This is a genomic window from Weizmannia sp. WK01 (assembly GCF_025905465.1).
Taxonomy (GTDB): Bacteria; Bacillota; Bacilli; order Bacillales; family Bacillaceae_C; genus Weizmannia; species Weizmannia faecalis.
Genome location: NZ_CP109616.1, coordinates 3294015 through 3316526 on the forward strand (window position 1 = coordinate 3294015; position 22512 = coordinate 3316526).

Annotated in this window: 15 protein-coding genes and 3 pseudogenes; 3 read left to right on the forward strand and 15 right to left on the reverse strand. The window is 46.8% G+C overall.

Annotated elements, in window-relative coordinates; translation table 11 throughout:
- Positions 1–295: 295 nt before the first annotated feature.
- Positions 296–1771 (forward strand): annotated as a pseudogene (locus tag OF158_RS15640) (IS1182 family transposase); the annotation flags it as partial.
- A gap of 406 nt (positions 1772–2177) precedes the next feature.
- A complete protein-coding gene (locus tag OF158_RS15645) occupies positions 2178–2564 on the forward strand; it encodes a con-10 family general stress protein (protein ID WP_035183339.1) in 387 nt (128 codons plus the stop codon).
- Positions 2565–2800: 236 nt separating this feature from the next.
- On the opposite strand, the gene OF158_RS15650 is transcribed toward OF158_RS15645, so the two are convergent.
- The 14 genes and pseudogenes from OF158_RS15650 to OF158_RS15715 form a co-directional block, all read right to left on the reverse strand.
- Positions 2801–3007: a hypothetical protein gene (locus OF158_RS15650; RefSeq protein WP_013860577.1), complete on the reverse strand. Its 207-nt coding sequence runs from the start codon at positions 3005–3007 to the stop codon at positions 2801–2803.
- 102 nt (positions 3008–3109) lie between these two features.
- Positions 3110–4543 (reverse strand): Asp-tRNA(Asn)/Glu-tRNA(Gln) amidotransferase subunit GatB, encoded by a 1434-nt coding sequence (gene gatB / locus OF158_RS15655; protein ID WP_014096922.1) that lies wholly within the window; start codon positions 4541–4543, stop codon positions 3110–3112.
- A gap of 12 nt (positions 4544–4555) precedes the next feature.
- Positions 4556–6013 carry an Asp-tRNA(Asn)/Glu-tRNA(Gln) amidotransferase subunit GatA gene (gatA, locus tag OF158_RS15660; RefSeq protein WP_035183337.1) on the reverse strand — a complete coding sequence of 486 codons (1458 nt, stop codon included), beginning with the start codon at positions 6011–6013 and terminating at the stop codon, positions 4556–4558.
- Positions 6014–6025: 12 nt separating this feature from the next.
- Entirely contained in the window at positions 6026–6316 is a 291-nt protein-coding gene (gene gatC, locus OF158_RS15665) for an Asp-tRNA(Asn)/Glu-tRNA(Gln) amidotransferase subunit GatC (RefSeq protein ID WP_014096920.1), read from the reverse strand.
- Between the two features lie 251 nt (positions 6317–6567).
- A complete protein-coding gene (gene aceA / locus OF158_RS15670; RefSeq protein ID WP_014096919.1) occupies positions 6568–7845 on the reverse strand; it encodes an isocitrate lyase in 1278 nt (425 codons plus the stop codon).
- Between the two features lie 212 nt (positions 7846–8057).
- Complete coding sequence (gene aceB, locus OF158_RS15675; RefSeq protein WP_035183336.1) at positions 8058–9653, reverse strand: malate synthase A; 1596 nt, start codon at positions 9651–9653, stop codon at positions 8058–8060.
- A gap of 176 nt (positions 9654–9829) precedes the next feature.
- Positions 9830–10996: a CamS family sex pheromone protein gene (locus OF158_RS15680; protein WP_035183334.1), complete on the reverse strand. Its 1167-nt coding sequence runs from the start codon at positions 10994–10996 to the stop codon at positions 9830–9832.
- A gap of 41 nt (positions 10997–11037) precedes the next feature.
- Positions 11038–13044: an NAD-dependent DNA ligase LigA gene (gene ligA / locus OF158_RS15685; protein ID WP_035183333.1), complete on the reverse strand. Its 2007-nt coding sequence runs from the start codon at positions 13042–13044 to the stop codon at positions 11038–11040.
- Positions 13045–13116: 72 nt separating this feature from the next.
- A pseudogene (locus tag OF158_RS15690) lies at positions 13117–14658 on the reverse strand (3'-5' exonuclease); the annotation flags it as partial.
- 912 nt (positions 14659–15570) lie between these two features.
- A pseudogene (locus OF158_RS15695) lies at positions 15571–16251 on the reverse strand (UvrD-helicase domain-containing protein); the annotation flags it as partial.
- A gap of 37 nt (positions 16252–16288) precedes the next feature.
- Positions 16289–16984, reverse strand: a complete 696-nt coding sequence (locus OF158_RS15700; RefSeq protein ID WP_014096913.1) for a heptaprenylglyceryl phosphate synthase — start codon at positions 16982–16984, stop codon at positions 16289–16291.
- A gap of 301 nt (positions 16985–17285) precedes the next feature.
- A complete protein-coding gene (locus tag OF158_RS15705; RefSeq protein ID WP_014096912.1) occupies positions 17286–17618 on the reverse strand; it encodes a YerC/YecD family TrpR-related protein in 333 nt (110 codons plus the stop codon).
- A gap of 68 nt (positions 17619–17686) precedes the next feature.
- Positions 17687–18694 (reverse strand): DUF3048 domain-containing protein, encoded by a 1008-nt coding sequence (locus OF158_RS15710; protein ID WP_014096911.1) that lies wholly within the window; start codon positions 18692–18694, stop codon positions 17687–17689.
- 133 nt (positions 18695–18827) lie between these two features.
- On the reverse strand, positions 18828–20570 hold the full coding sequence (locus tag OF158_RS15715; protein WP_017550750.1) for an adenine deaminase C-terminal domain-containing protein: 1743 nt from the start codon (positions 20568–20570) through the stop codon (positions 18828–18830).
- A 105-nt stretch (positions 20571–20675) separates the two neighbouring features.
- On the opposite strand from OF158_RS15715, the gene OF158_RS15720 reads away from it, so the two are divergent.
- Positions 20676–20906, forward strand: coding sequence for a YgaP family membrane protein (locus OF158_RS15720; protein WP_014096909.1), 231 nt, complete (start codon positions 20676–20678; stop codon positions 20904–20906).
- A gap of 95 nt (positions 20907–21001) precedes the next feature.
- On the opposite strand, the gene purD is transcribed toward OF158_RS15720, so the two are convergent.
- Positions 21002–22252, reverse strand: coding sequence for a phosphoribosylamine--glycine ligase (gene purD, locus OF158_RS15725; RefSeq protein WP_026684448.1), 1251 nt, complete (start codon positions 22250–22252; stop codon positions 21002–21004).
- Positions 22253–22512: the final 260 nt, after the last annotated feature.

The following is a 22512-nucleotide window of genomic DNA, read 5'->3' on the forward strand; positions in this document are numbered from 1 at the left end:
TAAGCCCTCCAAAAGGACAATTGGCCCCGGGTCTGGCTCTCTTTTGTCTTTTTGAAGCCCCCAAAAGGACAATTCGAACGGATTCCAGTTCCCTTTTGTCTTTTTAAACCCTCCAAAAGGACAGTTCGACCGGATTTCAATCCCCTTTTGTCTTTTTGAACCCTCCGGGACCACTGAAAAAGTCAATCTGAAAATTCAAAATAATTATATGTACAATAAATTGAAAAAAAATGCCCCCAGTATTTGGTATAATAAAGTTATACTACAAACCAAAACCAAACTGGGGGTATCTATCATGCTTAAAGAAAAAGATAATCAATTAAGCATCTATTCCATATTATACGATAAAATTCCTGAAAATCATACACTTAAATTATTAAGAGATGAAGTGGATTTTAGTTTTATCAATAAAATGCTTGAAAAAACTTACTGTAAAGAATATGGAAGGCCAGCAAAAGAGCCCGAACTTATGGTTAAAATCTTGGTGTTACAAAAACTCTATGACTTATCTGATGAGAAAGTTATAGAAAATTGCTCATTAAACCTTGCATATATGTATTTTTTAGGAATCAATCCGGAAGACGACCTCCCTCACCCAAGTCTTTTGGCAAAATTTCGTAAAAGTAGATTAGAAGGCAATCTCACTATAGATGAAATTATTATTGAAATCATAAACCAATGCATTGAAAAAGGAATTTTACAAAAGGTTTCTGGTATAACGATTGATTCCACTCATACAGAAGCCAACACCAAAAAATATAGACCGGAACGAGTCATGAAACAATTAGCGAAAAAAATCTTTAAAACCGTTAAAGAAGAAAACGGAGAAATACCAAGTGAAATCAACCAAGAAATCCCTGATTATAAAGAAATAGAAAACCATGATGAAGCTAGAAAAACAATGAAGTCCTATCTTGAAGAAACGGTATCAAAGGTAGAAGAACTAGTTGAACTGGAGAAAGCACCTGAAACAAAAGCACTCGTTAATAATGCGAAAGAAATTTTAGCAGACCCGAAGTTTATGGAGCAAAAAGGGGTACGATCGATTGTCGACCAAGAAGCGAGAATAGGGTATAAAAGCAAAAATGATCCTTTCTTTGGTTATAAAACGGAATTTATGATGACAACAGAAGATCGAATGATTACAGCTGTTCATACTGGTAATGGAGCTTATGTGGATGGAACGAAGTTTGATGAATTATTAGAGTTAACCAAGAAAACGAGAATAAAAATGCCAGAAGTATATGGTGATAAAGCCTATTTTAAAAAGCCAATCTTAGACAAAATCTCTGAACTTAAAGCAAAGGCATACATCCCTGTAAGTGAAGCTGCATATCGCATAGACGAAGAAAGATTCAGTTATAACAAAGATTCTGACGAGTGGTTCTGTAGTCAAGGAAACAAAACAATCAAAAAGAAACACTATATAAGAAAATGTGGAAAAGAAACGTATAATTACTATTTTGACAGAGAACAATGTAGAAATTGCCCAATGCGAGAAGTTTGCATAACCGGAAAAACAGTCGGAAAAGTATTAGGGATCGGAATCAACACCCCAGAATTTTATGAGTATAGTCAACAACAGAAATCGGAGGGATTTAAAGAGAAGTATAAAAAAAGAGCATGCCAAGAAGGGAAAAATGGCGAAATGAAGAATTTCCACGGGTTAGATCGTGCCAAATGGTACGGTCTAAAAAGCATGGGCTTACAAGCCAAGCTAACAGCCTTGGCAGTAAATTTAAAGAGGATAGCCGCCATACTATCCTCTAAAAAGGCGAATTATAGCCAAACATTTGTCATTTTTACTAATTTCTATGGTAAAGAGTACCATTTACAGAAAATTTCTTACACTACACAGCAAATTTTACATAAAAAAATGGCTTTTTTCAGTGGTCACGAACCCTCCAAAAGGACAATTCGACCGGATTTCGGCTCTCTTTTTGGTCTTTTTTTGAAGCCTTCAAAAATCAATTTGCCCATCCCGGTTTCCACCCCTCCAAAACCTGTCTCTCAAAGGGTGCATGCCCATTTTTACAACGTTTTCCGGACGGGCGCTGCTTAAAAGATGATTCCATTTTTGTCTATTATTTTTTGGTGAAAGTTTATTCCTGCTAGATCGTGGTATATATGATACCGTAAGCGATATTCAAAATCACCGAACAAAGGAGAGATTTGAAATGGCAGACAAAGATAAAAAAATGACAGTAGAAGAAGCAGGTCGCAAAGGCGGAGAAGCTACTGCTGACAGCCACGATAAAGAATTCTATCAAGAAATTGGTAAAAAGGGTGGAGAAACCACTTCCGAAAAACACGGCAAAGAATTCTATCAGGAAATTGGTAAAAAAGGTGGAGAAGCCACTGCCGACAGCCATGACAAAGATTTCTATCAGGAAATCGGTAAAAAAGGCGGAGAATCTACAGCGGAGAATCATGATAAAGAATTCTATCAAGAAATCGGCAAAAAAGGCGGAGAAGCCACTGCTGACAGCCATGACAAAGATTTCTATCAAGAAATTGGAGAAAAAGGCGGTAACGCAAGAGCGAAAAACAACGGTGAAGATTAAGAGGAATGGTTTCACCCAAACCGGTTCAGCCCGCACGCTGAACCGGTTTTTTGCCGTATTCGTACTCTCTTTCTTTTTCTCCAATTGTTACCCTTATTATAGCACAGCCTACGTTATTTGGCAGTACATTTTGAAAAGACACGCAATTTGGATGCGCTTACATAAAAAGAGCCGGCATCCACTTTGCCCGCTCTTTTTATGCATTCTATTCAACTGGCAACTTTATCGCAAGTGTTTTAAGCTTCTACCGGATTTGCCTGTTTTTCAACAGTTTCTTCGATCAAATTCCGGATTTTCACTTTTAAAAAATGTTCTTTGCAATAATAACCGAGCAGTTTATTTGTTTTCCAGTCATACACCGGATAAACAGCATCAATTTCTTTGCCGGCTTTTCTCAAACAATATGCACACGTGGTTGTCAGTTCAAATAAGCAATCACACATTGTTTGCAGCCTCCTATCGTCAATTTCACCCTTTCGTTATATACCCGGTCACCAAATTTTAAAACAAAAAAAGCGGTGGGGCACACCGCTTTTTTTGAAAACTTAACGTTTATTCATTTCCTGAATCAGCAGTTTATTGACAATCGGTGGGTTGGCCTGCCCTTTTGTTGCTTTCATGACCTGTCCGACCAAAAAGCCGAGCGCCCGGTCTTTTCCGTTTTTATAGTCAATAATGGATTGTTCGTTTTTATCCAGCACTTCTGTTACAATTTTTAAAAGCTCGCCTTCATCAGAAATTTGCACAAGTCCTTTTTCCTTGACGATTTTTTCCGGGTCGCCGCCTTTTTCGACCAGTTCGCGGAACACTTTCTTCGCCAATTTTGAAGAGAGCGTGCCGTTTTCGATCAATTTGATCATGCCGGCAAGGCTTTCTGGTGTCAGAGCAATATCATGCAGTTCTTTCTGGGCTGAATTCAAGTACGCGGACACTTCGCCCATCAGCCAGTTCGATGCCTGTTTTGCATCGGCGCCGGCTGCGATCGTCGCTTCAAAGAAATCGGACATTTCTTTCGTGAGTGTGAGCACCATGGCATCATAAGCCGGGAGCCCGAGTTCTTCCGTGTAACGCTTTTTCCGTTCATCCGGAAGTTCCGGGATTTCGGCGCGCACCCGTTCTTTCCAGGCGTCATCAATATACAGATCCACAAGATCCGGTTCCGGGAAATAGCGGTAATCGTCCGAGCCTTCTTTCACCCGCATCAAAATCGTTTTGCCGGTTGCTTCGTCAAAACGGCGTGTTTCCTGTTGGATCACACCGCCTGCAAGCAGCACTTGTTTCTGGCGTTCCTGCTCATACTGCAGGCCTTTGCGCACATAGTTGAACGAGTTCAAGTTTTTCAGTTCGGTTTTCGTGCCGAATGTTTCCTGCCCGATTGGACGGATGGAAATATTGGCATCGCAGCGGAGTGACCCTTCTTCCATTTTGCAGTCGGAAACGCCGGTATATTGAATGATGGATTTTAATTTTTCAAGATACGCATACGCTTCTTCCGGCGTACGAATATCCGGTTCCGAAACAATTTCAATTAGTGGCGTGCCTTGGCGGTTCAAATCGACGAGAGAATACCCTTCATTTGCCGCGTGGAACAGTTTCCCGGCGTCTTCTTCCATGTGAATACGGGTAATACCGATCTTTTTCTTTATGCCGTCCACTTCGATTTCAATCCAGCCGTTTTTCCCGATCGGTTTATCAAATTGGGAAATCTGATAGGCTTTCGGGTTGTCCGGGTAAAAATAGTTTTTCCGGTCGAATTTCGTTTCGGTTGCAATTTCGCAGTTCAGCGCCATGGCCGCCTTCATTGCGTAGTCAACCACTTTTTTATTCAGTACCGGAAGCACCCCCGGATAGCCGAGATCAATAACATTTGTGTTCGTATTCGGTTCTGCCCCGAAATGCGCAGGCGCCGGCGAGAAAATTTTCGTATTGGTTTTGAGTTCAACGTGCACTTCAAGTCCGATCACTGTTTCAAAATTCATCTTTTTCACCCCTTACAATTGCGGTTTTTGGTTATGGAAGTCCGTCGCCTGTTCAAATGCGTGGGCAACGCGGTACACGGTGCTTTCGTCAAAATGCTTCCCGATGATTTGCAGCCCTAATGGCAGCCCACCTGCAAACCCGCATGGAACAGAGATCCCCGGAACGCCTGCCAAGTTGACCGGAATGGTTAAAATATCATTCGCATACATCGTTAACGGATCTTCTATTTTTTCCCCGATTTTAAAAGCCGGCGTCGGCGTGGTCGGCCCGATGATGACATCATATTTTTCGAGTACATCGTCAAAGTCTTTTTTGATCAGGGTGCGGGCCTGTTGTGCTTTCTTGTAATACGCATCGTAATAGCCTGCACTTAGCGCAAAAGTTCCGAGCATGATGCGGCGTTTTACTTCGTCCCCAAAACCTTCCGAACGGGTCTTTTTATATAATTCTTCGAGGTTCGTGGCGTTTGGCGAACGGTAGCCGTAGCGGACGCCGTCGAAACGGGCCAGGTTGGAAGACGCTTCGGATGAAGCAAGCAAATAATAGGTGGCCACGCCGTATTTCGAATGCGGCAGCGACACTTCTTCCCATGTGGCACCGAGCTTTTCCAGCACTTTCAAGGCATTGAGAACAGCCTGGCGTGCTTCTTCGCTGACGCCTTCACCTAAGTATTCTTTTGGCACGGCAATTTTCAAGCCTTTTACATCACCTTTGAGCGCCTCCACATAGTTCGGCACTTCCACGTCGGCTGAGGTAGAATCATGCCGGTCAAGCCCGGAAATCGCCTGTAAAAGATAGGCATTGTCTTCCACGGTCCGGGTAATCGGCCCGATCTGGTCGAGCGAAGAGGCGAATGCGACAAGGCCAAAACGGGAAACGCGCCCGTAAGTCGGCTTCATTCCGACAACCCCGCAAAATGCGGCCGGCTGGCGGATCGAGCCACCGGTATCGGATCCAAGCGCAAACGGTACTTCTCCCGCTGCCACGGCTGCAGCCGAACCACCGGAAGAACCGCCCGGCACCGTATCCAGGTTCCAAGGGTTACGGGTGATTTGGAATGCGGAATTTTCCGTCGACGAACCCATCGCAAATTCATCCATATTCAATTTGCCGATTGTGATCGTCTTTTCCTTATGTAATTTTTCCATAACCGTGGCATCATAAATGGGATCGAAGTTTTCAAGGATTTTGCTGGCACAGGTTGTCCGCAAATCTTTCGTGACAATATTGTCCTTGATTCCGATCGGCATGCCGAACAGCACATTTTCAGCTTCCGGCGAGCCGATTTTGCCGTCCAGTTCCGCTGCGGTTTTGCGGGCCCGTTCTTCATCTAACGTTAAAAAAGCTTTCACTTTGTCGTCTGTTTCTGAAATTTTTTGATACGCTTCATTAACAAGTTCTGAGACTTTAACTTCCTTATTATGTAAAAACTCGTGGAGTTCCGAGATTTTATGGTCAAATAAAGACATGCTTTCCCCTCCTTATTCTACAATTGTCGGCACACGGATCATTCCGTCCTGGGTATCCGGCGCATTTTTCAACACAAGCTCGCGCGGCAGTCCTTTTTCCACTGTATCTTCACGCATGACATTCCGGATTTCAAGTACGTGCGTGGTCGGCGGAACCCCGGTTGTGTCAAGTTCATTTAATGATTCCGCAAAATGGATAATATCCCCCAGCTGTTTCGTAAACTTTTCCGTTTCCGTCTCATTCATTTCAAGGCGTGCCAGGTCGGCAACGTGTTGGACTTGTTCTTTTGAAATATCAGGCATAGCCTTTCACCTCCGTTATAAAAATCACATCAATTGTTCATGGAACCACCAATCGGGCGTGCAGTTCATTGCCCCGCAGCACAACCCGGAAAGCGGGGCCTGACTGTCCGTTCATATGGGGCGAATCGAACCCTGCAATACTATTGATCATAGCAGAAAAGCCCGCCCTTAAGCAAGGGGGGCGCCAGGGTTGCAAAAAAGAAAACGCGGCAGACCTGGCTTCGTCCTGCCGCGTTTTGGCGTGTTCCAATTTAATGAATGAATTGTTCCTGCTCGGTCGATCCTGTGAGTGCGGTGGTGGAAGAAGTGCCGCCTGAGATGACCATCGAGACTTCATCGAAATAACCGGTCCCGACTTCGCGCTGATGGCGTGTTGCCGTGTAACCATATTGTTCGTTTGCAAATTCGGCCTGCTGCAGTTCGGAATAGGCTGCCATGCCGCGGTCGCGGTAGTTGCGGGCCAGTTCAAACATGCTGTGGTTCAAGGCATGGAAGCCGGCAAGCGTAACGAACTGGAATTTATAGCCCATGCGCGCAATTTCTTTCTGGAAGTTCGCAATTGTTTTGTCATCGAGTTTCTTCTTCCAGTTGAACGACGGCGAGCAGTTGTAAGCCAAAAGTTTACCCGGGAATTTTTCATGGATCGCTTCTGCAAACCGGCGTGCTTCGTCCAGATTCGGCTCACTCGTTTCGCACCAGATCATATCGGCATATGGCGCGTAAGCAAGGCCGCGGGCAATCGCCTGGTCTATGCCTGCTTTTGTGCGGTAAAAACCTTCCGCTGTCCGTTCCCCGGTGATAAACGGCGCATCATATGGGTCAACATTGCTTGTGATCAGATTTGCCGCATTTGCATCCGTACGGGCAATGATAACGGTCGGCACGCCCATGACATCAGCAGCAAGGCGGGCTGCAATCAAGTGGCGGATAGCTGTTTGTGTCGGCTGCAACACTTTGCCGCCCAAATGGCCGCATTTCTTCTCGGATGAAAGCTGGTCTTCAAGATGGACAGACGCGGCACCCGCTTCGATCATCGCTTTTGTCAGTTCGAATACGTTTAACGGGCCGCCAAAACCGGCTTCTGCATCGGCAACGATCGGCGCAAACCAATCAATCCGTTCGTCCCCTTCTGCATGGTGGATCTGGTCGGCACGCTGCAGGGCCTGGTTGATCCGTTTGACGACATTCGGCACGCTGTTCGCCGGATACAGGCTTTGGTCCGGATACATTTGCCCGGCAAGGTTCGCATCAGCTGCAACCTGCCAGCCGCTTAAATAAATGGCTTTCAATCCGGCCTTTACCTGCTGGACGGCCTGATTTCCCGTGAGTGCACCCAATGCATGGATATAATCTTCCGTATGCAGCAGATTCCAGAATTTTTCCGCCCCCCTGCGCGCCAAAGTATATTCAATTTGAACAGAACCCCTCAGTTTGAGCACGTCTTCCGGAGCATACGGGCGGACAATCCCCTGCCACCTTTCATCTTTCTCCCAGCTTCGTTTCAATTCAAGCGCTTTTTCGTTTACCATCAAAAATTCCTCCCATTTTTTCAATATAATGTAAATCCGCAGGCAAAATAAGGCTTTCCCGAGGTTCAAACGATTCTCCTTTATACGGCTGCGGCTAAAGCAGCTAACATATAGAGCTTACGATATTCATATGATTCCTCTCTGCATGACTGCAGAGCTTTCCATTGTACGTCTCCCCTTGTTGCGCTCATGCTCCGCAATTTGCCATTCGATCAGCCCAGCAGTTCATACGCCGGTAAGGTTAAAAATTCAATAAATTCGTCTTCTTTAACAAGCCGGTCAAATAAGGCTACTGCTTCTTCAAAACGGCCGGCCCGGTAATATTCCTCCCCGATTTCCCGGCGGATGCGTTCCAGTTCTTCCGCTTTGATTTGTTCATATAGCTCAATCGTCACTTTTCTGCCGTCTTGAAGTACGCCCTTCGGATGGCGAATCCAGTGCCAAAGCTGGGTGCGAGAAATTTCAGCCGTCGCCGCATCTTCCATTAAGTTCGAGATCGGCACAGCACCCCTTCCCCTGAGCCAGGATTCGATGTACTGGATGCCGGCATAAATGTTTTCGCGGATGCCTTTTTCCGTAATTTCCCCTTGCGGCACAGCGAGCAGATCATCTGCCGTTGCCGTAAAATCCATCTGCTTGCCGGAGTGGATTTGGTTCGGCTCAGGCATTTCTTTATTAAATGCTTCCAAGGCGACTGGCACAAGCCCAGGATGCGCAACCCAGGTGCCGTCATGCCCGTCTCTTGCTTCCCGCTCTTTATCGGCACGCACCTTTTGGAAAGCTTCTTCATTTTTTGCCGGGTCGTCTTTTACCGGGATCTGCGCGGCCATTCCCCCGATTGCCGGCGCATTCCGGCGGTGGCACGTCTTAATGGTCAAAAGCGAATAAGCGCGCATAAACGGGACCGTCATGGTGACAAGAGACCTGTCTGGCGTAATAAACTGCGGATTGGTACGCAGTTTTTTAATATAGCTGAAAATATAGTCCCAGCGCCCGCAGTTGAGGCCTGCCGAATGCTCTTTCAGTTCGTAAAGGATTTCGTCCATTTCAAATGCAGCCATGATCGTTTCAATCAGGACAGTCGCTTTAATGGTGCCTTTCGGGATGCCGATATACTTTTGTGCAAAGATAAAAACATCATTCCAAAGGCGCGCTTCCAGATGGCTTTCCATTTTTGGCAGGTAAAAGTACGGGCCTGTGCCGTTTTCAAGGAGCCTGCGGGCATTATGGAAGAAGTAAAGCCCGAAATCTGTTAAACTGCCGGATATAGGTTTACCGTCTACTAAAATATGTTTCTCTTCCAAATGCCATCCGCGCGGTCTGACGATTAAGACAGCGGGATGATCGCCCAGTTTGTATTCTTTTCCGTTCGGCCCGGTAAAAGTAATCGTCCGGTTGACCGCATCACGGAGATGGATCTGTCCTTCAATGATATTCTCCCATGTCGGGGAAGTGGCATCTTCAAAACAGGCCATAAATATTTTTGCGCCTGAATTCAAAGCATTGATCACCATTTTCCGGTCAACCGGCCCGGTAATCTCCACACGCCTGTCCTGCAAATCTTCGGGAAGCGGGGCAATGGTCCAGTCGGATTCGCGGATGGAGGCCGTTTCTTCGAGAAAATGTGGAAGCTTGCCCGATTTGATTTCTTCATCGCGCTTTTTTCTGTAGGCCAGCAGTTCACGCCGCCTTTCGCCGAAATGCCGCTCCAGCTGTTCCAAAAATTGCAGCGCTTCCGGGGTCAATATGTCGTCATACCCGTCATGGATGGATCCCGTTACGGTAATACCTGGTGCTTTGGTCTCCATATCTGCACTCCCTTTCATTGTTATAATACAGTGTGTTTTGCATGTTTTTATTATATAACAGAGTTTTCAAAAATGGTAGCCTTTTTTTGAAAAAAATTTAAAAAAATGTTTTCCTTTTTTTGAAATGTGACATACTAAAAAAGAGCAGATACATTTTTCATGTATCTGCTCTTTTTTCAGTTATAAATATGGACGGTCGGGTCTTTTGCTTTTGATTGTCTTACAATGAGCGCTTTTGCTTCATTGTTGGCCGTGATGCTCACTTGTAAATTGACATAATCCGGGAATGTTTTGACCACCAAGCCGGCGACATATTGCGTAAAGGCAATGACTTCCGCCTGGCCGTAAAACTGGATCGGAATGTCGATGCTTAAATCAGCAAGCTGCCCGTCGCTGTATCTTGCCCTGCCAATACACCCGGTGTAATTCGGGAAAAAGTCTTCAATGTCCGTTTTAAAATTCTCAAATGTTTTCTCATCATCACGATGGGCTTTTTCCGCATCGTCGGACGGGAACAAATAATATTTTTCATTGATGTTTTTCCAATCGTCTGCAGATGTGCTGTTTGCCGGAACGGTAGCGTAAGCAAAGTAATTTCCGGGAATAACGGAATCCTTGCTCTGCTGTTTGTACAGCCCGATCGTAATCGGGACATTTTTCAATCCATCCATCTTGCGCAGGCGCTGGACGACTTCCGATGCAATCTGCTTCCCTTTTTCGTCCAGCGTTTTTTGGGAAATATTGACGTCATACGTGGAACCGTACTTTTCCGTCTGATAGTAATAAACCGAGTTCAGGGCAAGCCCGATGGCAACGCCGGACAGTTTGACGTTCCCTTTGCTGTCTTTTGTTAAATAATCCTGTTCGAGAATTTGCGCCAAATAAATCGGGTTTTTCTCGTTTTGCTGCTTTGCCGATCCTTTTTCATCATTCACCGGATTCAGCCCGACATTGTCCTTTTCTTTCAGGCCTTTCTTTTTCAACTGGTCTACCGTATATTTCCGGTTCAGCCATTTTGTTATGGTGTCGGAAGTCAGATACTGGCCTTCCTGAAAAAGATAGTCATCCGGCGGGTAGTTTCTCTGCGCAACCCGCATCAGGCCGGTTTCAAATTCCTCGATATCATATGAAGTATTTAAGTTGCTGACAACGAGCCCCCGCGATTTGCTCGTTTTATAGGGGTAAATATTTTTATAATACTGGTCGGAAATTTGGTAACTCGAAACAACGGATGTTTCTTTTTTATTGTTGCTTTTCTGGACCACTTTGTTATCCGAGCCGAAACCCGGTGAACAGCCTGCCAGTAAAACCATCGATATGATGAGGGGGTACCATTTTTTCATACTGCCTTTCCACCTTTTTGATTTCTCGCTTTCCCTTGCATTTATGAATGGAGCCGTTCCAAAAACGCTGCTTCATCCCATACTTCAATGCCGAGCTGTTCCGCTTTGGTCAGCTTTGTGCCCGCATCTTCCCCGGCGATGACAAGGTCGGTATTTTTGCTTACGCTGCCGGTCACATTTGCCCCGAGCGCCTCCAGTTTTTCTTTTGCTTCGTTGCGGGTCAAGTTCACCAGTTTTCCGGTTAAAACGACCGTCTTTCCGGCAAAAGGCGAATCTGCATTGCGCTTTTCCGCACGTTTGGGGCCTTTATAAACCATATTGACCCCGAGCGCAGCCAATTCCCTGACCAGGCCAAGCGCTTCTTCATTTTCAAAATACGTAGCAATGGAATCCGCCATCTTTTCGCCAATATCGGGTATGGCCTCCAGTTCTTCACGCGTTGCTTTCGAAAGCCGTTCCATTGTTTCGAAGTGCGCTGCTAAAATTTTCGCAGCTTTGGCGCCGACATGACGAATGCCGAGGCCGAACAGCAATTTTTCCAGCGAATTCTTTTTTGAGGCTTCAATTGCGGCAAGCAAATTGGAAACCGATTTTTCCCCCATTCTTTCTAATTGTAATAGTTCTTCTTTTTTCAGCCGGTAAATATCCGCAACATTGTGGATCAATTCATGCGCGAACAGCTGGCTGATGACCTTTCCCCCCAGCCCTTCAATATTCATCGCATTCCTTGATACGAAATGGATCAGCCCTTCGCGGATCTGCGCCGGACAGTTCGGGTTAATGCAGCGGAGCGCCACTTCATCTTCAAGCCGGACAAGCTCGCTGCCGCAGTCCGGGCAGTGGGACGGCATGGAAAACGCCTGCTCATCGCCAGTCCTCCGTTCGGGAATCGGGCGGACCACTTCGGGAATAATATCACCCGCTTTTTTCACCACCACGTAGTCACCAATCCGGATATCTTTTTCACGGATCAAATCTTCATTGTGGAGTGTAGCCCGCTGGACGGTTGTTCCGGCCACCCTTACCGGATTTAGTATCGCAGTTGGTGTGACGACCCCAGTACGGCCGACTTTTACTTCAATACCGGTTAGTTTGGTGACGACTTCTTCAGCAGGAAATTTATAGGCAATAGCCCAGCGCGGACTTTTTACCGTTGTGCCAAGGGCGGCTTCCTGGGCATAGTCATTTACCTTGATTACAATACCGTCAATTTCATACGGAAGGGCCGGACGTTTTTCCGTCCATTCCGCGATAAATTCGAGTACCTCCCCGATATCCCGGCATATTCTTGTTTCTTTATTGACCTTAAGGCCGAGCCTTTCCAAATACGCAAGCCCTTCGCTATGGGCGGAAATATCGAGTCCGGTTGTATCACCGATTGCATACATAAACGTATCAAGGTTCCGCGATGCCGCAATTTTCGGATCGAGCTGGCGGAGCGATCCGGCTGCCGCATTGCGCGGATTGGCAAACGGTTCTTCCCCGTTTTCTTCTTTAATACGGTTCAATGCCTCGAAAGACTTTTTCGGCATAAAACATTCCCCGCGCGCCTCAATGTTGACCGGTTCATTTAGCCTGAGCGGTATTGAGCGGACGGTTCTGAGGTTAGCCGTGATGTCTTCACCGATCGTCCCGTCCCCTCTTGTGGACCCTTGGACGAATAATCCATTCTCATATTTAAGCGAAATCGCCAGCCCGTCGATTTTTAGTTCGCACACGTATTCATATCGATCGCCGACCGTCTCTCGGACTCTGCGGTCAAAATCGCGAAGGTCGGCTTCGTTAAAGGCATTTGCCAGACTGAGCATCGGTGTATCATGGACCACTTTGGCAAATCCGGATAAAGGTTCTCCTCCGACCCTTTGCGTTGGCGAATCCGGCGTGATCAACTCCGGATGCGCATTTTCAATCTCCTGCAGTTCACGCAAAAGCCTGTCGTATTCCGCATCCGGAACGCTCGGGCGGTCGAGCACATAATATTCATAACTGTACTGGTTGAGCAGTTTGCGCAGTTCGGCTGCCCGGGCGGCTGCCGCGTGATTATCCATGTGCAACAATCCTTTCCATCAGGGCAAAAGTGGCATTTGCCGCCTGTGTCCCTTTCGTTGTCCAGACTTATTCTATTCTATTTTTGTAATCGGCGCAAACTCGGCTAAAAGTCGTTTGATGCCGACAGGGCTCGGGAATGCAATGTCAAGTTCGGCTGACTTGCCTTCTCCCTTGACACTGACAACCGTGCCGATCCCCCATTTTTTATGTTCGGCTTTATCGCCCACTTGCCAAGAAAGATTGCCGGCCCTGTTTTGTTGCCAGGCAGGAGCAACAGGCGGACGGTTCTCTTTTCTTGCCGTATTGCCGCGCGAAACCTGGCGGAAATCGAGCCGGTCTTTTTCCTCCTTGCGAATATCCTCGATCAGTTCTTCCGGGATTTCATTGATAAACCGTGAAACAGGATTGATGTTCATGCGCCCGTAAAGCGTCCGCACTTCGGCATTGGTCAGGTACAGCTCCTCTTGTGCCCGCGTGACGCCGACATACATGAGCCGCCTTTCCTCTTCCATTTCCGCTTCGTCCATGAGGGAACGGCTGTGCGGGAAAATGCCCTCTTCCATGCCGATCAGGAAGACAACTGGAAATTCAAGCCCTTTGGCGGCGTGCAACGTCATTAAGACAACGGCATCTTTTTGTGCATCATCTTCTTCAAGCCGGTCAATATCCGCGACAAGCGCCAAATCCGTCAAAAAGGCGACAAGGCTTTTGTCATCGTTCTCTTTCTCAAATTCCTGGGCAACCGAAAGAAATTCATCGATATTTTCAAGCCGGCTTTCGGCTTCGAGCGATTTTTCCAGTTTCAGCGCATCCCGGTAGCCGGACTTGTCCAGCAATTCTTCCACCAGTTCGGTAACGGATAAATATTCCTGCATCCGGGTAAAATTGCTGATAAGCTCGTAAAATTCCCGGCAGGCTTTGGCGATTTTCGGGCTGAGGCCGATAAAATCAATTTCCTGAAGTGCCGTAAATAAGGAAACATCCTGGTCCGCCCCATAACGCACGATTTTATCCAATGAAGTCTGACCGATCCCGCGTTTCGGCACATTGATAATCCGGGTCAGGCTGAGGTCGTCATCCGGATTGGCGATGACCCGCAAATACGCAAGAATATCTTTAATTTCTTTCCGGTCGTAGAAACGGGTGCCGCCGACGATATTGTAGGCAATGTTCGATTTCATCAATACTTCTTCGATGACACGGGACTGGGCGTTCGTGCGGTACAAAATGGCAATATCGGAGTACCGGCGTTTACCCGATGCAGTGAGTTCCTTAATTTTTCCGGCAACAAACTGCGCTTCCCCCTGTTCGCTGTCCGCCCGGTAATAGACGAGATTTTGCCCCTCATCGTTTTCCGTCCATAAATTTTTCTTTTTCCGGCTTGCGTTGTTTTCGATGACTTTATTGGCCGCCTGTAAAATTTTCTTCGTGGAGCGGTAGTTTTGCTCGAGCAAAATGACTTTCGCGTTCGGGTAATCTTTTTCAAATGACAGGATATTGGCAATATCCGCACCGCGCCAACGATAAATCGACTGGTCATTATCCCCGACAACACACAAATTCTGAAACCTTGAAGCCAACAATTTCACAAGTGTATACTGGGATTTATTGGATATGGATAGGTAAGCCTTTGAAGTCATCTCCAGCTTTTCCCCCCATTCACACCGTACATGAGAGTTTCCCCTCATACGGCGTTCCATCAATTTGTTATCGCGTTATAATACCTACTATTTTATCGTTTCCAACCAAATCGCGAAGTTTGTTGATTTTATCTAGGGCATTCTCGTCTTTCTTTAGCTTTTGGTTGTTATCAGTCAACTAATCACCACCCGGTTACTGGCAGCTTTCGTTTCTCTTAGTCATACTCGAACCTGATAGACGATAAATGTAGTTGCTTTAACAAATTGACTAGTGGCTATCCCTCCATGATGTTTCCATCACCTCAACGGTACTGTGCCACCACTTTCACTGACATAAAGATAAGTTATAGCCTTCGCTTTTCCTTATCACCGCTTCATTGGCCGGTAAGTCCTCCGCGTTGTCAGCTTCCCACGTTCCGATGATTCTATCTGTACATACACTTTTAGGTGAATCCTCTAGTCCTGCTAGCTTGGACGTGCCTGTAACACGTCAAGGTGTTTCATAAAGACAATTCTTACTCCACCTCACTAGCGCCACGTACCGTGACAATGCCATTTCTAGCATCTATACCTCTAGAACCGTACATTCGGATTTTCGTCAGTTAGTTGTTGTTCACTAACATTCTCACCATGAGTGTTTTATAGACCCCCGGCTTATTTGCTGCACCTTCCACCTCTGGAAAGCTTTCGTCAACTTGACTTGTTACGGCAGCATTCAGCCGACTTCACCGAGCTTATAACCTCAAGATCCTTACCTATCTTGACGCTATTCGGAGGATCAGGGAGAGCCTTTCCGGGCGTTACTCCTTCATTCGACTCTTCGAATCATCAGTTCTCCCAGCTTTCGCTGGTGGCTAATCTTTTCAATTAGCAACGTGTCGCACTATCCTGATACTCATCAACGTGGATGTATTGAAATTTTCTTTGGTAGTATTCGAGGACTTCCGGGACGCGCTTGAACAATTGGATTGTCATCATGATCAGATCGTCAAAGTCAAGCGACTGGTTTTTCTTCAGGCGTTGCTGGTAAGCCTCGTATACGTCACTGACAATTTGGTCAAAAAAATCGCCCGCTTGTTTGGCGTACTGCTCAAAATCAATCAGTTCATTTTTCGCGCTGCTGATTTTCCCTAAAATCGCCCGTGGATCAAATTTTTTCGGATCCAGATTTTTTTCTTTTAAAAGGTTTTTAATGACCGATAGCTGGTCGGTCGCGTCAAGGATTGAAAAATTGCGGTTAAAGCCGATCCTGTCGATATCCCTCCGCAAAATGCGCACGCACATCGAATGGAAGGTGGATATCCACACTTCTTCAGCAGCACCACCCATGATCCCGGCAATCCTGTCTTTCATTTCGCGGGCGGCCTTATTGGTAAACGTAATCGCTAAAATATTATACGGATTCACGCCTTTTTCCACCATTAAATAGGCAACGCGGCGAGTCAGCACCCGCGTTTTGCCGCTTCCCGCCCCGGCAAGAATCAAAAGCGGCCCTTCCGTTGTTTTGACCGCTTCTTTCTGTTCGGGGTTCAGCCCGTTCAGAATACGGTCGGTTAAAAATTGCATGATTTCACCACCAAATGAGAATGTTTGTTCTATTTTATCACAAACCTGTTTGCTTTACAACCCGAACCGTTTTCACGGCCTCGTGTATATTTTCATAAACCACATTGCCGACGACCACTACATCTGCAGCCCGTGCCATCTCCGCAGCCTGTGCCGCAGTGCGGATGCCGCCGCCGTAAAACAAAACGGTATCTTCCAGTACTGTTTTCACTTTTTCAACAAGCTTTGGATCTCCGTAAGTGCCGCTGTATTCCAAATAAAAAACCGGAAACTTGAACATATGCTCCGCCATGCTTGCATAAGCGAGAACGTCGTCGTCATCAAGGCCGGTTGCTGCTTCTGCAAGCTGAGCGGCTTTACAGTCCGGATTTAAAATACAGTAGCCTTCCATGACGATCTCATTCCAATTCATCCATTCCCCGTATGCTTTCACTGCTTTATGGTGGGCACCGGTGATCCAAGTTGTATTTTTGCTGTTTAAAACCGCCGGAATCAAGTAAAGGTCATAAGCTGGTGCGATTGCGTCCGGATCCGATACTTCGAGGCAGCACGGCACGGCGTATCTTCTCACCCTTGACATTAACTGTAACGTGTTATCAAGGGTGACACCGTCCGTTCCACCGATAATCACTGCATCCGTGCCGGACTCGCAAACTTTTTCCAAATCTTTTTCCGAAATATCTTTATTCGGATCCAATTTGAAGGCATGCCGCCATTCACGCACATCATACATCAACCGGAAATCCTCCATTCTTCATCCATCATAGCCCATTATAGCATTTGAAGGTACAGGCAAAAAAGCTTTTCATCGGAACGGGAAAATATAACAGGCCTGCCCGGAAACGCCGCGCTTTCCCCCCATTAAAGCCGGAAAATCTCTCCTGTATGCTTATGCAAAAAAAGCGGTGCCGGCAGAAGGAAAAATGAAAAGCGCAACTTTTCTAGCAAGATGCGCCAAGCCCCGTGATTCTATCACGAAAAGCGGTTGTTCTGCGTAAAAAAAGCCCTTCTTTTAAAAGAAGAGCTTTTTCTTTTTATTCTGATGGTTCTTCTTCTGTACGGTTTTCCTGCCTTTGTTTTTTTTCGATCCGGTCGAGGACCATCTGGTAGGAATCGTTGCCATAATTCAGGCAGCGTTTGACACGGGAGATAGTAGCTGTGCTCGCGCCGGTTTCCGTCTCAATCGCATGGTACGTCTTATCGTTGCGCAGCATTCTCGCCACTTCCAGGCGCTGCGTCATCGCCTGAATTTCGTTGACGGTGCATAAATCGTCAAAAAAACGGTAGCACTCTTCAATCGTTTCAAGCGACAGGATCGCTTCAAACAGCTGATCCAGCGCTTTTCCGCGTAATTTGTCTATTTGCATAAACGTTTTTCTTCTCCTTTACTCTATTGCTTTCCAGCACGGCTCTGCCGGACTGCCCGAACCCCTGCCTAATCTGTAACGGTAACACTGCTTAAAGTTGGTACAATATTGATCCATGTTTTTCCCGGCACCAGTTTGACCGGTTCCCCGTTTTGATACGGAAGAATCCTGCCGTTGTCATTTTCCCATTCGACTTCCCGGAGCTTTCCCTTTTGGATGAGATACGCTTTGCCTCCAGATGTTAAATCAATATCCTTGCGCCCGTGACTGTCAATCAGCTTATGTTTAGCAGCAACAATGAACAAATTGTCGATGAGGACCGGTTGATCGTTGTTTGCATCCACCGTCTCCACCCCGCCAGAGTAGCGGTCATACTTTCCTTTTTCTGCGTTATACCGGTACACGGCATTTAAATTTTCCCGGCTTGAATAACGGATACTGACTTTCCCCGCAGAAATGCCCGAAATGTTTTTCACTTCATTGGCAGAGGCAAAAGAAAGAGGAGACGGAGGCTGGTTCATTACATAGCCTTTTTTCCGTGCGCCCTTTAAAATATTTTGATAAGTGATATAGGAATTATGGGGCGCTTTTCTGGCCGCCGACCGTTTGAACAAAGTGCCGTCATACTGCATGCCGTTCAGTTCATCGACATAGCCCGAATCGAGCAGCTTTTTCGCGCCCGGGCTGTAGCCGTGGGCAATATATAAAGCATCGTATCCCTTTGCCAGCTTGATGAAATACGGTCTGGCGCTCCGGACAGGCCCGAATTTGGCCGGCATATGGCTCTCAAAAATTGCGACAAACCGGGTGATTTCCCCTTCTGCCAGGGCTTCATAGACCACATCGGCTGAACTTAACCCTGACTGCGGGCGTGCAAGCGGATGATTATTGATCATGACGGCAACCGCCCGTTTTGCTGGCCTGTTTGTTGTCCGAAGCCCTGTCAGCGGTGCGGTCCACCGGTGTGCCGCAGATTTTCCGGCTCCCTGCTGCTGACTGCCTGTACCATGCTGGCGGCCGCATGCCGATAGCACCAACAGGAGGAACATCAGACCAATCAGTCGTTTCTTTCCCATTTTTGCAACTCCAATCACATTTCTTAAATACACCGAACGGCAAACCGCAACCTGCCGTACAGAAAGAGGTTTTTTAGAAACGAACCATCTCCCTTTTTACGCCACGCTTAACCATTTCCATTACTTTATTATTTTAACGCATTATTGTTGGAAAGAGTATCGTTTTCTTCATCACATCGTACATTCCTTTGGAAGTGATCCGGATATAGGGCAAATGGGTCGCGCATAAAAAGAGCAAAGAATACATCGGATCATCATATGCATAGCCGCGGTCCCTTAAAATACTGGAAAATTTTTTCATATCCCCGATCAGTTCATCCATGCTTTTATCCGACATGATGCCGCCGACCGGGAGCGGAATCTCATGGATGATTTTCCCGTTTTCCGCAATCACGATGCCGCCGCCCATTTCTTTCATCCGTTTAAATGCAAGCAGCATATCGCTCTTTGATTTTCCAATGCAAAGAATGTCGCCTGTTGATGAATAAGAAGAGGCAAGGCCCATCAGATTTTTGGCAAATCCTTTCACCAGTGTGTTGATCCGCCATTTTCCTTTTTTATCCATTAACATGAGAAAATTATCTTCATAGTTGTCCGGAAGCACTTCATACGATACGTCATACGAAATGGAGTACGGCCTTGTAATGACACTGTTGGACATCTCCAGTCCGAATGGCATGGAAAATTGCAAATCGTCCGGTTCGAGATCCCAATCCAGTTCAAGCGGGCCTTGACCGTACAATGCCCAATCGACCGGTTCTTCCGGTTCGATTCCTTTGCCATCTTTTTTCAACCAAACTCCTTTCGACAGAACCGAAACAGGCACCGGATTTGTTTCGCTCTCCAAAAAATTGATACTTGCCACCCGGCCTGTTGCAATGATACCGTGCAAATGCTGGATATTGTAGTAACGTGCCACATTGTAGCTTGCCATTAAGTATGCGTCCACCGGGGGCACCCCGTGTTCCATCGCGATTTGAATCATCCTGTCGATCACGCCTTCTTCGTAAAAAGCAGGCGAGCTGCCGTCGGTTGTAAAAAACATTTGATCATACTGGTCAATGCCGAGCGCTTTCATTTCATCCAGTAACACAGGCAGATCGGGGCGGATGGATGAGTGGCGCAAAGACACCGTGTATCCCTGCATCAGCCGGTTCAGTACTTCCTTGCCCGTCATCGCTTCATGGTCACAGTCTGCCCCAAACAGCATCATTTTTGCCAATGTTTTCTCGGAGGCACCCGGGAAATGGCCTTCAATTTTTTTCCGCATCCGCTTGGCTTCCTGAATCCAATGGAGCATTAAGTCGTCGCCGTCCACCAGTTTCGGCCAGCCGGTCAGCTCCCCTCCCTGCAGGACAGCATCATGCTCGAGCCACGATTTTACACACTCGTGAGAAAAAACCATTTCTTCGTCCACAAGCTCCGTCTGCCCGTCGAACCGGGCCCACCAATACATCGTAACCGGTGAATGGCGGAGCTTTTGCATTAGAGAAAACGCTTTCTTTTTGTCTGTTAATAAAACGAGCATGAGGTTATCGTTGATCAATGTTGTTGTCCCTTTTTGCGCTGCATAATGGGCAAAGGTTTGGGGATTATAAAGTTGAAACGGATGGACATGCGGTTCAATATACCCGGGCACAAGCCACTGCCCCGAGCAATCGGTGATTTCGCATCCGGATGTCTTTTCAGGCAGTTTTTCCCCGGTGTATATAATCCGGTCCTGATAAATCCAAATATTGCCCGTAACCCATTTTCTTAACGTCGAATGAAGAAACCGGGCATTTGTTAAAACCATGTCTGGCGAAAGCTTGCCGTCCAGCACGGCGACATGTTCCCTGATTTGTTTGTTTTTCCATCTGTAACGTTGGTCAAGCATTGTCTCATTCCTCCCTAGGGAGACCCTAATATATTCATATATTACCATATTTTATCCATTAAAGCAGTAAAGAAGTTCGAAAACATGGGAAAGGAGATGTTCATCATGAAAATCGCACCCAATATTGGCATTTTAAATGCCTTAATCCGAATTACGTGCGGGCTCACTTCGCTTGCATGGGCCACAGCTAAATTATCGAAAAAACCGGGGCGCTGCAGCTATTTATGTGTTGCGCTCATGGGTGCCATGAAAGTGGGAGAAGGGATTGTCCGTTACTGCCCTGTGACGGATCTCATTCAAAACCGGCAAATGAATGGCGGCCAGGAAGAAGTGTAAACGAGAAGGTAATATAAGGAATAGGAAACATTACCATCTGGAGAAAAAACATACCAGGCAAAAGGCCGGGATTTTCCAGCCTTTTGCCTCAAGGGCTAAGCCTGATTTCTTTTGCCGATATCTCTCCGGTAAAAAAAACCATCCAAACGGAGCCTTTCCAATTCGTGATACAGCGCTTTTCCCGCTTCTTCCAGCGTACCGGCTTTCCTTCCGATGAAAAGAACCCTTCCACCGTTTGATACAAGCCTTTCCCCATCCGCGCGCGTGCCAGCATGGAAAACAAAAGACTGCAATTTTGAAAGCGACGGAATTGGAATCCCTTTTTCGTACGCATCCGGATAGCCGTTTGCCGCAATCACAACCCCTAATACAGCTTCCTTGCGCCACTTGATGCTAGGGGTTTTGTCGTCCAACAGATCGAGAAAAATCTGTGCCAGATCCGATTCAAGCCTTTCGAGCACAACCTCCGTTTCCGGGTCACCGAAGCGGGCATTGAATTCAATCACTTTCACACCTTTTTCCGTCAACATCAAGCCGGCATACAGGACGCCGGTAAACAGGCAGCCTTCCTCTTTCATCGCTCTGGCTGCCGGGCGCAAAATATGTTCCACTGCCTTTTTCACTTCTTCATCCGGGATTTGCGGAACCGGGGAGTAGGCGCCCATTCCGCCTGTATTCGGGCCGCTGTCGCCGTCATATGCACGCTTATGGTCGCGCGCGATGACCATGGGATACACTTCTTCTTCCCGGACAAACGCCATCAGGGAAAATTCTTCCCCTTTTAAAAATTCTTCTACAACCACTTGGTTTGAGGCTTCCCCGAATTTCTTCCCGATCAGAGCAGCACGGAGCGCTTCCTTTGCTTCTTCCAGTGTCATCGCAACAGTTACACCTTTTCCGGCGGCGAGGCCGTCTGCTTTAATGACGATCGGTGCGCCTTTTTCTTCAATATATTTCTCTGCCTCCGAATAGTCGGAAAAAACGCGGTAATCCGCAGTCGGAATGTCGTATTTTTGCATCAGTTCTTTTGCGAATGCTTTGCTGCTTTCAATCCGAGCCGCTTGTTTTGTCGGCCCGAATATTTTCAAGCCGGCATTTTGAAATTCGTCGACAATCCCTGCGCTTAAAGGGGCTTCCGGACCGACAACTGTTAGTTCAATGCCCTTATCTTTTGCAAAAGCAAGCAAAGAAGCCGTGTCCGTTTCATGGATCGGAACGATTTCGGCGATTTGCGCAATGCCGCCGTTTCCCGGTGCGCAATAAATTTTATCAACGCGGGCGCTTTCCGATATTTTTTTGCAGACGGCATGCTCGCGGCCGCCGCTGCCGATTACAAGTACTTTCATTTTAACGTGGCCTCCTCTCTTTGTCCATCATTTTGTAAGGTCTTCTGACTAATTTTATGATCTGATATAACGGGCACCCAGGGACAAATTTCCTGCCGAAACATTCGCCGGTCCTGGCCGGACAGTGGCCTTCGCTTTTCTGTTTACCCGGCTCTGCTTCCCGGGCTTGCGTACTTCTGCGCCTTTTCCTTTTGATAAGCGGGCATCGGTTCGCCTGCAGTCATTGTGTCCTCCAAAGTAAGCCGTACGCTGCGCTTTTC